Annotated in this window: 8 protein-coding genes and 1 tRNA gene; 1 reads left to right on the top strand and 8 read right to left on the bottom strand. The window is 46.2% G+C overall.

The features are described 5' to 3' along the window. The coding region (locus EWH91_RS14110; RefSeq protein ID WP_129930873.1) for an RNA-guided endonuclease TnpB family protein at positions 1–638 on the top strand (638 nt) is incomplete at its 5' end. A 335-nt stretch (positions 639–973) separates the two neighbouring features. On the opposite strand, the gene hemH is transcribed toward EWH91_RS14110, so the two are convergent. The 8 genes from hemH to EWH91_RS14070 form a co-directional block, all read right to left on the bottom strand. Continuing rightward, complete coding sequence (hemH, locus tag EWH91_RS14105; RefSeq protein WP_129930871.1) at positions 974–1,924, bottom strand: ferrochelatase; 951 nt, start codon at positions 1,922–1,924, stop codon at positions 974–976. Continuing rightward, the gene (gene hemE, locus EWH91_RS14100; RefSeq protein ID WP_129930869.1) at positions 1,917–2,975 is read right to left on the bottom strand and encodes a uroporphyrinogen decarboxylase; all 1,059 of its coding nucleotides are present in this window, start codon (positions 2,973–2,975) and stop codon (positions 1,917–1,919) included. Before hemE ends, hemH begins: the two co-directional genes overlap by 8 nt. A 105-nt stretch (positions 2,976–3,080) precedes the next feature. Continuing rightward, positions 3,081–5,276, bottom strand: a complete 2,196-nt coding sequence (locus EWH91_RS14095) for a transglycosylase domain-containing protein (RefSeq protein WP_240697384.1) — start codon at positions 5,274–5,276, stop codon at positions 3,081–3,083. 169 nt (positions 5,277–5,445) lie between these two features. Continuing rightward, the gene (locus EWH91_RS14090; protein ID WP_129930867.1) at positions 5,446–6,870 is read right to left on the bottom strand and encodes an amino acid permease; all 1,425 of its coding nucleotides are present in this window, start codon (positions 6,868–6,870) and stop codon (positions 5,446–5,448) included. Positions 6,871–7,198: 328 nt separating this feature from the next. Beyond that, positions 7,199–7,888 carry a YdeI/OmpD-associated family protein gene (locus EWH91_RS14085; RefSeq protein WP_240697383.1) on the bottom strand — a complete coding sequence of 230 codons (690 nt, stop codon included), beginning with the start codon at positions 7,886–7,888 and terminating at the stop codon, positions 7,199–7,201. Positions 7,889–7,968: 80 nt separating this feature from the next. Beyond that, a tRNA-Ala gene (locus EWH91_RS14080) sits at positions 7,969–8,041 on the bottom strand. 280 nt (positions 8,042–8,321) lie between these two features. Next, the gene (locus tag EWH91_RS14075) at positions 8,322–8,615 is read right to left on the bottom strand and encodes a YggT family protein (protein ID WP_129930863.1); all 294 of its coding nucleotides are present in this window, start codon (positions 8,613–8,615) and stop codon (positions 8,322–8,324) included. A 166-nt stretch (positions 8,616–8,781) separates the two neighbouring features. Continuing rightward, the gene (locus tag EWH91_RS14070; RefSeq protein ID WP_129930861.1) at positions 8,782–10,137 is read right to left on the bottom strand and encodes a glucose-6-phosphate isomerase; all 1,356 of its coding nucleotides are present in this window, start codon (positions 10,135–10,137) and stop codon (positions 8,782–8,784) included. Between the last annotated feature and the right edge of the window lie 321 nt (positions 10,138–10,458).

The raw sequence follows: 10,458 nt of genomic DNA, 5'->3' as shown, positions 1-10,458 counted from the left end.
ATTATGCTGTGCTGCTTGTTGAATATGAAAACCAAACATTCAACAAAACAGGAAGGCAATTAGGTATTGACCTGGGTGTTGCCGATTTAGTCATTGGATCTGATGGTATTAAGTTCCCTACCATTCGGTTTGACAAAATCTTAGCCAGGAAGAAACATTACTGGGAGAAACGGTTAGCTAGACGTAGATTGCAAGCTCAGAAAAATTATAAAAAAGCCAAATTAATGGTTGCTGAATACAATGAGAAAATGACTAATCAACGCAATGACTATCTCCATAAAATTACAGTGCAATTAGTTAAAGATAATGATGTCATTGTCATGGAAGATTTGAAAGCAAAAAATCTTCTACGCAATCACAAATTATCCAGAGCAATTGTTAATCAATCCTGGCGGGAAATGAGACGGATGCTTGAATACAAATGTGCATGGTGTGGTAAAACATTAGTCATTGTCAATCCCTATAAGACATCACAAATATGCTCGGAATGTGGTTATGATGACGGAAAGCATACGTTAGACATAAGGGACTGGACATGCCCTGGCTGTGGGCATCATCACGATAGAGATATTAACGCAGCAAAGAATATTCTTCGGCTCGGGACGAGCCTTGGTAAAAGAGTTGTGACCTCTGCCTGAACGTTAGGTAAGTGTGCAATGTTCCCAGAAGCACACGACTTGAGTCGTGTGAGGTTCACCAACCCCGCACTTAATTTTTTATTACTGTTAATTTTACACTTGCACAGTTCTTTAGAACACCTCATTATATTCAAACTAACAAAGTAAATAATAACCCATTTCGCGCAACGATGAGTACGACCACAATAGTTATTGTCATACTGTTTGTTCATTTCAGCTCGAAACACATATTATTTTTGATACATAAGCAAAAAAAGGTGCTAAACGCCATACGCTTTAGCACTTTATTTATCCTATTTTTTTGTTTTTCCCGCACGAAAACTGAACTACTTATCTCATGACAGGACTCCTTTATTTTTCTGACAGGCCTTCCATACTGCACTTGCCAGGGCCTCAATAAACAGAGGATCAGTATCCGGCATGGAGGGACGATGATAAGCCCCGCCCAGAGACTCCACCAGTGTACGACACTCCATATCATTATCATATAAAACCTCCAGGTGCTCGGAGACAAATCCGATAGGGCAGAAAATCAGATGTTTATAGTGATGTCCTGTCATTAACTCACGAATCTTATCCATTATATCGGGACCAAGCCATGGATCAGGCGTTTTTCCGGCACTCTGCCATGCCTGGGCAACATGCGGAATATCGGTTTGCGCGGTAATTGCTTGTATTGTTTCAGCGATCTGGTCCGGATACGGATCACCGCCGGTTAAGATCCGTCGGGGTAAACTGTGCGCACTGAAAATAACAACACTTGTGCTGCGCTCATCTTCCGGCAGAGCATCCAGAATCCCGCGGATTGCCTGTGACCAGTACTGGATGAATTTCGGTTCAGTATACCAGCTTTTAATCGGGTATATAGCCGGTCCCTGATCTCCCGCCGCCTTTTTGGCACGGTCTGTATACGCCTGAACACTGAATCTGGAATAGTGAGGTGCAAGGGAAAGAGCAATAGCCTGTTCAATTCCATCCTGTCGCATGTCCTCGACAGCATCTTCAATAAAAGGATGTATGTATTTAAGGCCGAGCCGGGATTGAAAGATGATGTCATCCTGTCCGTGATTCAGTCGTTCGGTAAGGGCGTCCATCTGGGCTTTTGTCAATCGGGCAAGCGGTGAAACACCGCCAATCGCTTCGTAACGCCTGGTCAAATCCTCTATCTGTTCCTGAGACGGGCGTCTCCCATGTCTGATGGCGGTATAATACGGAACGATATCTTCCTTTTTATAAGGCGTCCCGTAAGCCATAACAAGGAGGCCCATTTTTTTCTTATTACTCATCTTCATAGCTTCTTTCTTTATAAATTGGATACTGGTGAATAAAATCTGTTAACCGTTTCAGCTGCTGTTCATCAACTTCAGGGAACAGGCCGTGACCAAGATTAAAGATAAATCCCGGACGACAGCCCATAACGTCTAATATCTGCCTGGTCCGCTCCTTTAGCAGCGGAAAAGGAGCCAGAAGCATTGAGGGGTCGAGATTGCCCTGAACGGCCTTTGACAGATGCATCCCCCGGATGAACTGCGGGGACGTCCGCCAATCAAAGGACAGCACATCAACCGGAAGTTTGTCCCACTCTTTCAGTAAATGCCCTGCACCGGCAGCAAAGTAAAGGGTAACGGCATCTGTTTGTCGCAATGCTGTAAAAATATTTCTCATAACGGGGGCAATAAACGTCCGGTAGTCTTCTGCGCCAAGAGCCCCGACCCACGAATCAAAAACCTGTACGGCCTGAGCACCGGCTGCTATCTGAGCTTTTAAATAGCTCACCGTCATGGCCGCCAGATCCTCCATAAGCGCCTGCCAGTCATCAGGATGCGTGTACATAAATCCCTTTGTCAGGTGATAATTTTTTGAGGGCCCGCCTTCAATCATATAACTGGCCAGCGTGAACGGGGCACCGGCAAAACCGATAAGCGGAACGGAAAGCTGGCTGTGAAGCAGTTTAACCGTCTCGATCACATACTGAAGATCACGATCCGGGTCGAGGGTCCTGAGCGATGACAGATCGTGCGCACGGCGAAATGGATGTCTGATGACCGGCCCTGTCCCTTCAACCAGTTCAACATCTAAACCTCTTGCCTTTAACGGGGTCATAATATCGGAGAATAAAATGGCAGCATCCACGCCAAGATGCTCAACCGGGAGCCGGGTTACCCTCGCACACAGTTCGGGGTCCCTGCAGAGGTCGAAAAAATTGTGGTGTTGCGCGCGGATAACACGATATTCTGCCTGATAGCGGCCCGCCTGCCGCATGTACCATACCGGAATCCGGGATACGGGTTCCTGACGGCATGCTTTTAAAAAAGTATCATGAAACACTGGCTTCATTCCTTATTTGTTCGGATCTCTGTCCTGATTTTCTTTCTAAAACGTTTCCACCTCTTATTCTAAGGGAAATGTTCAGGAAATGCACCTGTTGTAACTGGAAAATGATTACAACTTTGAAAACCAGTTCGCTTCCACCTTAGGAGATGTCGCTCCATGCCTTCCGGTCTGCGGATTGTAAGGAATGACGTAATAGGAAGCATTAGCCATTGGATTGACAAAATCAATGCGATAGTGGTTTTCCCCGGTCACTTTTCCCTTTAATTTTGTTTTCCCGTTTTCTTCTGCATAGATACTGTAAATCATCCGTTTATCCTTAGAACCATTCCAGTTGAGTTCGAGTGCCGGCATGGCGAACTTGCCCAGTGTCCCTTTCGCCGTGAGGCGGGTCACCTCCGCCATTCGGATCGGCTGATCCAGATCTGCCACTCCGTCAGGTTTTTCAAAAGCCAGCCGGGATTGACCGGGAACACCGTTTATGATGGTCTTAAACAGACTTACCGCATCGTCGCTTGATCCGGATAAATACTGCTTCTCATTCGTCTGATCGTAGCCGATCCAGACAGCACCTGTCACTTCAGGGGTATATCCGACAAACCAGGCATCCGACAACCCGTTTCTTGAATACGCAACGGATCCCGTTTTCCCGGCAATTTCGGACGCACTGTATCCCGCCTGCCCTGTTCCGTTTTTGACAACAGATTGTAACATTCGAGTCATATACCAGGCCGTCTGAGCAGAGAAAACTTTCTTCTTTTCAGCAGGTTCTCCGCCAATTTTTCTGCCCTGATGATCGTAGAGCGTCTGGATAAACCAGGGTTCAGACTGCACGCCCTGATTATCAAAGGCCGTATAAGCAGAAGCCATTTGCAGCGGCGTGACGCCATCACGGAGTCCTCCAAGGGCAATAGCCAGCCCCTTATCCGGCAGATTAATATCCATTTTCTTCAGGTAAGATTTACTTTTTTCAATGCCAATCTGATCCAGCAGCCAGACAGCCGGAGCATTCTGAGAAACCGTAATCGCATCGTACATCGTCATCTCACCTGTATAACGACCGGTATAGTTTGTCGGTGCGTACTTTCCATAAGAAACTTCCTTATCCTGAAGCAGCGAATACGGCTGATATTTTCCTGAATCAAGGGCAGGTCCATATACTGCCAGCGGTTTGAATGAAGATCCCGGCTGCCGCGAGGACTGAACACGGTTCAGACTGCCACGTACATAGTTCCGTCCCCCCTGAGCAGCCAGCATCGCCCCGTTTTTATTCATCAGTACAAAGGCACCCTGCGGGGATAATTTCGGATTGGACCCGCGAAAATAACGGTTATCCTTAAACGCCTGGTATGACGCCTTCTGCGCTTCTCTATTGATTGGAACAACAATTTTGTATCCACCGCGGATCAGTTCATCTTCGTCAATGTGAAAACGTCTTTGCGCCTCATCTTTTACCAGATCAACATAGGAGTCATACTCCGGATGAGTCTGGATCCTCTGAATATGAAGGCCGAGAGTCGTTCCTTTCATCCTGACTGACTGTTCAGCGCTCAGCTTCCCGTGTTTCTGAAGTAAACCGATCACGAGGTTACGTCGCTCCAGTGCTTTTTTCGGATGAAGAATGGGCGAATAACCATTCGGGCCCTTTGGCAGTGCGGCAAGCAGTGCAGCCTCAGTCTCATTCAGTTCGTCTGCACTCTTATTGAAAAAGAACCTGGAAGCCGTCTGGATACCATAGATACCGTGTCCAAAGTACAGCTGATTCAGATACATCTCCAGAATCTGTTTCTTACTGTATCTTCGTTCCAGACTGATGGCAATAGCTGCCTCCTTGGCCTTCCTCATCCAGGATTTTTCATTGGACAGATAGGCGTTCCTTGCCAGCTGCTGGGTAATGGTACTCCCTCCCTCGCGCTTTTCACCGGAAAGGAGATTTGAAACAATGGCCCGGGAAATCCCGCGAAGGTCAATTCCCGAATGATCATAGAACCGGATATCTTCAGTCACAATAAACGCATCCTGTACCCGTTCGGGAATTTTCTTTAACGAGACCGGCTCACGGTTCTCTGCATAAAGTCTGGATATTTCCTGCCCCTTTTGATCGACAATAATCGACGTGCGACTCATCACGAGCTTCTCATCATCGGTATAGTGATTACCAATGAGCAGGATGACAAAATAGACAAAAAGGCCGACAATTGCTGCGCTTAATACAAAATAAGCTATCTGAAATAAACGCTTTTCTATCCTCTTTCTGTCCATATGATTCTCTCCGATCTTACCGAAGCATTCACGTAACCCGTGCATACTCATCCTCTTTACAGTGTTTGCAATTTCTTCTTTAACTTTACCAAAAAAAAGGCATGGCGTAACTTTTTTATAAATTTTTTGACAGAATGGGACAGGAAATAAGCCCCCCTTCAATATAAAAGAAGGGGGACTTTAATAAAAGAATTGTGTTTCTATAACCAATCAGTCATTCGCGCGCGGTTTTCGGTTGTCGATTCTCAAGTCTCAGAAGACTGTGACGACGGCTGTAGGCGAAATAAACAATTAAACCAAGAGCAAACCAGACAATGAACCGCAGCCATGTGGCCGGCTTAAGGCCTGTAATCAGATACGCACAGGAAAGAATCCCTAATATCGGTGTCACCGGATAAAACGGAACCTTGAATGATCTCTTCAGATCACTCCTTTTCTGACGCAGAACGATAATGCCTGCGCAGACAATGATAAAGGCAACCAGAGTACCGATACTTACAAGTTCGGAAACAATGCTGATCGGGAAGAAACCGGCTGTAATGGCACATGCTGTAGCAACAATGGTTGTTGAAAGAGCCGGTGTCTGATGCTTCGGATCAACACTGCCGAGCACCTTGGGGATCAGTCCGTCACGGGCCATGGCAAAGAAAATACGTGACTGGCCATACATCATAACCAGACAAACAGATGTAATGCCGCAGATCGCGCCAACTGATACGAGTGCTGCACCCCAGTGGATGCCAATCTGGTCCAGAGCATAGGCGACTGGTGCCGAATGTCCTGCCGGTGTTTTATAAGCTGTGTACTTAACAATGCCAGTGAGAATGGCAGAAACAGCAATATACAGTGCAGTACAGATCAGCAGGGAATAAATGATCCCTTTTGGCATATTTTTCTGAGGATTACGCGTCTCCTCAGCTGCTGTTGACACAGCGTCAAAACCGATATATGAAAAGAATACGACGGCCGCGCCGGATACGACGCCCTGGAAACCATATGGCATAAACGGTGTCCAGTTGGCCGGTTTGACATGCCAGACGGCCAGTACGATAAACAGGAGAACAACAGAAACTTTAATGATAACAATCACGCCGTTCACACCGGATGTATTCCGCACACCACTGATCAGAAGCCAGGCGATCAGTCCAATAATGACCATAGCCGGAATATTGATCACTCCGCCTTCAAACGGTGAAACAGTAATGGCTTTCGGCAGATGAATGCCTATATTCCCCAGTAAATTCACAACATATCCTGACCAGCCAATAGCGACTGTAGCAATACCAACAGCATATTCCAGAATCAGATCCCAGCCAATAATCCAGCCCCAGATTTCACCCAGTCCGGCATAACCGTATGTATAAGCACTTCCTGCTACGGGAATCATGGATGCAAATTCCGCATAGCACAGTGCGGCGAAACAGCAGGCCAGACCGGAAAGCAGGAAAGACAGGATTAATGCCGGGCCTGACAGATCCGCCGCTGCTACTCCGGTAAGGACGAAAATCCCGGTACCAATAATTGCGCCGATTCCAAGCATCGTCAGGTCGAAAGCGCCCAGTGATTTTTTTAACCCCGTTTTCCCCTGCGATTCTTCCAAAAGTTCGGAAATCGGTTTTCTCCGAAACAAATCGCTCACTTTAAAGCCCCCAAAAATTCAATATGAATAAAGAATAAAAAATAATTCTATATCTATTCATTATAATTAATTGAATTTATTTTTCAATAACTTAGACAAATTTATGTAATAAAAGTTGACAATAAGTTAACAAATAAAACATGACTTCAATCAGTGGGGGCTTCATCCGCCACTCATTGCTCGTTGAACCCATCAGGGCTTCTGCGGGCTGTTATCCCCCTCTCAGGGCATGTTATTTTACCTTCACATCCCCCCTGAGGGGTACTGCCCGTTCATGCGCACTAAAAAAATGCGCAGTGGCTGTTTCATGGCCACCGCGCATTTTTACTCATGATCTGGACCGACGATACAGATCTTTGGATTTGTATCCCTTATCGAGAATCATTTCCATCTCGGAAAACCGCTTTTTTTGAGTTGATTCTCTTTTCGCACTATAGATATAACGGGCCCAGTCCTTTCGGTAACCCGGCGTCAGGCTGCTGAAAAAAGCGGACAGAGCTGGCTTGTCAGCCAGGCGGGACTCGATATACGGAATATAGGAAATATAGTCATTCACACGCTGGCTGGGCTTCGTGGATAGCTGACCCTGGCTGGCAGAATCTTTTTTCATGCCGACAATTGTAAAGGTGGCATCAAGACTGACCATGCGCGAAAATCTGATCGTACTGCTGTCAATGTAACCTTCAGGTGGTGTCACGTGGAGCGCAGGGAATATCTCATCCCGGTGCACAAAATCCGGATAGGTTTTATTCCCTTTCTTCGGATAAGCAACGTATAAATAGCCCTTTTCTAATAAGCAGTCGAGATCCCTGATCCGCCGGACAAGCTGGACAAATTGATCCAGAGAAAAGACGAAAGCAAAGACCAGATCGTATTTCTTATTTTGCAGTTGTACATCATATCCACTCAGCTCATTGAAATGCACAGCTTCTTTTTCCGGAAGATGGAGTACAGCGGTTGATCTGTACCTGTCAAGTCTCAGTTTGTCTGTTATGTTCTTTTCAGCGATAAGGATCACCCTCGTACATTCAGGATTCCGTATATATAGAAAAGCCACCGTCATCCATTTCGTCCGGTGGCCGTCTGAATCATGAAATATGGAGCATAGGGGGATCGAACCCCTGACCTCTGCCATGCGAAGGCAACGCTCTCCCAGCTGAGCTAATGCCCCATGCGAACAGGTGAAAATGATCAACGTCGTTATTCTAGCAGAATGAACAATATTCGTCAATAATCGGGAATTTGAGTTGAGGAGAGAGCCGTCGGACCCGGCGGCTCTCTCCTCACATTTTTCCTGCCACCCTCATACATTTTACTTACCCGAATTTCAGATCACTGCAGCATTTTATCCCGTATTAAGGGCAGTACCACAGCGAACAATCCGTGGGGGATGCACTGGCGAAAAACGAAGGCGTTCATCCTGTGCGCCCCCCACTGATAGACGTTTCGCTTTATTTCATTTTGAGGATACTGAGGATTTTTTGAAGTCCGAAACCTACGACGCTGTATACGATTAGAGCAAAAACAGCTGAGAGATCCAATATATGTCCGCTGAATACGACCGAATCAAATATATTTCTGAAGGGATTGAGAAGCGGCGCGCTGAGACCATTCAGAAAAACCACAAACGGTGTTTCGTTCGCGCCGAAAAATTTAAGCAGAATATAGAGTGTAATGATAATTTGTATCACGGTCAGGAGAATACTCACCAGTTTTGGGAACATACCGCTGCTTTTCCCTTTCACATCCCATTCTTCCCTTCCAAGTCAATGTATGGATTAAGCTTCCGTTCCAGAAGACCGCTGCTCTCATGTTAATGGAAAAACGGTTCATCGTCAATTAAAAAAAGCCTGCCTGTCGCGGCAAGACTTTTTTCAACTTTTCATATTTTTTACCGGCACTCAGGTTGTCTCAGTGTTTGAGACGGCTTTCCAGAGCATCTTTTTCCGATTCGAAGCCAGGTTTACCAAGCAGAGCAAACATATTTTTCTTGTAAGCCTCAACTCCAGGCTGATTAAACGCATTGATGCCAAGCAGAAATCCACTGACAGCAACTGCCTTTTCAAAGAAGTAGAGCAGGTATCCGAAATGATAAGGAGTCAGTTCCGGTACCCTGACTACAAGCTGTGGCACCCCGCCGTCCGTGTGGGCAAGTCGTACACCTTCTGCTGCTCTCTTATTGACGAAATCCATGGTCCTGCCGCTCAGGAAATTCAGATTATCGAGATTTGCCGTTTCAGACTGGATCGTCACGTCTTTTCTTGGCTTTTCAACAAGAACGGCCGTTTCAAACATAACCCGGCTGCCTTCCTGAACAAACTGACCCAGTGAATGCAGATCCGTACTGAAATCCGCTGATGATGGATAAAGTCCCTTGAAATCCTTGCCTTCACTTTCACCAAACAATTGTTTCCACCATTCAGAGAAGTAATGCAAATGAGGCTCAAAGTTGACAAGCATTTCTACAGATTTCCCTTTATTATAGAGAATCTGACGAACAGCAGCGTACTGATAAGATTGGTTTTTTGCCAGATCCGGTTCGCTGAAATCGTTCTGAGCATCACGTGCCCCTTTCATCAGATCGTCTATGTCAATGCCGGATGCTGCGATTGGGAGAAGCCCTACAGCGGTCAGTACAGAGAAACGTCCGCCAACATCATCAGGAATGACGAAACTTTCGTACCCTTCTCTGCCAGCCAGGGTTTTCAGCGCCCCTTTCGCCTTGTCCGTTGTGGCATAAATACGCCCTTTCGCTTCTTCTTTACCGTATTTGTTTTCCAGAAATTCACGGAATATCCTGAAGGCAATGGCAGGCTCCGTGGTCGTTCCGGACTTGGAAATGACGTTAACGGATACATCCTTGTCCTTCAGTACATCAAATAATTCATTCAGATACGTCGAACTGATGCTGTTGCCTGCAAAAAAGATCTGCGGCGACTTGCGGTCAGAATCCGCAAGTTCGTTGTAAAAGGAATGGTGAAGTGTTTGAATAGCGGCGCGGGCTCCAAGATAAGATCCACCGATGCCGATGACAACGAGTACATCGGAATCGTTCCTGATCTTTTCTGCCGCTTTTTTTATCCTGGCAAACTCTTCTTTGTCGTATGCCGTGGGGAGATCCAGCCAGCCAAGAAAATCATTCCCTACAACCGTTTTTTCATGAATAGCCTTGTGAGCTGCTGCTACCTGAGCCGATAAATAATCTACTTCATGCTCTGCCACAAAAGGAAGGGCATTGCTGTAATCAAAGGTTACTTTGCTGCTCATGTTCTTCTGCCTCCAATAAGTGATAACGAAGTTGTTCCATTTCTAACTGTACAGGACAGAAACGGTAAATTCAAGTTGACGGGCGGTGATTTCACCACACTGGAATCGATTTCACACAGATGTCATTTTATCCCGCATTAACGGGCAGTAAAACCCCTACCTCAAAAGTAATGTGGGTAAACGAACTGACCCCAGGTGGGGGTTAACTGCCCATAAAAGCCCGATTGGTTCAACTAACAATCAGTGGGGGATAAAGTCCCCCCCACTGATTGAAGTTTCACTTTATCCCGCATTAACGGGCAGTAAAACCCCTACCTCAAA

This window comes from Sporolactobacillus sp. THM19-2 (assembly GCF_004153195.1).
GTDB lineage: Bacteria > Bacillota > Bacilli > Bacillales > Sporolactobacillaceae > Sporolactobacillus.
This window is presented reverse-complemented; position numbering and strand designations above follow the sequence as displayed.

Bases quoted from the DNA above. Each gene is read 5' to 3' on its own strand.
- hemH (WP_129930871.1), bottom strand. From the start codon at position 1,924: ATGAGTAATAAGAAAAAAATGGGCCTCCTTGTTATGGCTTACGGGACG.
- EWH91_RS14095 (WP_240697384.1), bottom strand. From the start codon at position 5,276: ATGCACGGGTTACGTGAATGCTTCGGTAAGATCGGAGAGAATCATATG.
- hemE (WP_129930869.1), bottom strand. From the start codon at position 2,975: ATGAAGCCAGTGTTTCATGATACTTTTTTAAAAGCATGCCGTCAGGAA.
- EWH91_RS14070 (WP_129930861.1), bottom strand. From the start codon at position 10,137: ATGAGCAGCAAAGTAACCTTTGATTACAGCAATGCCCTTCCTTTTGTG.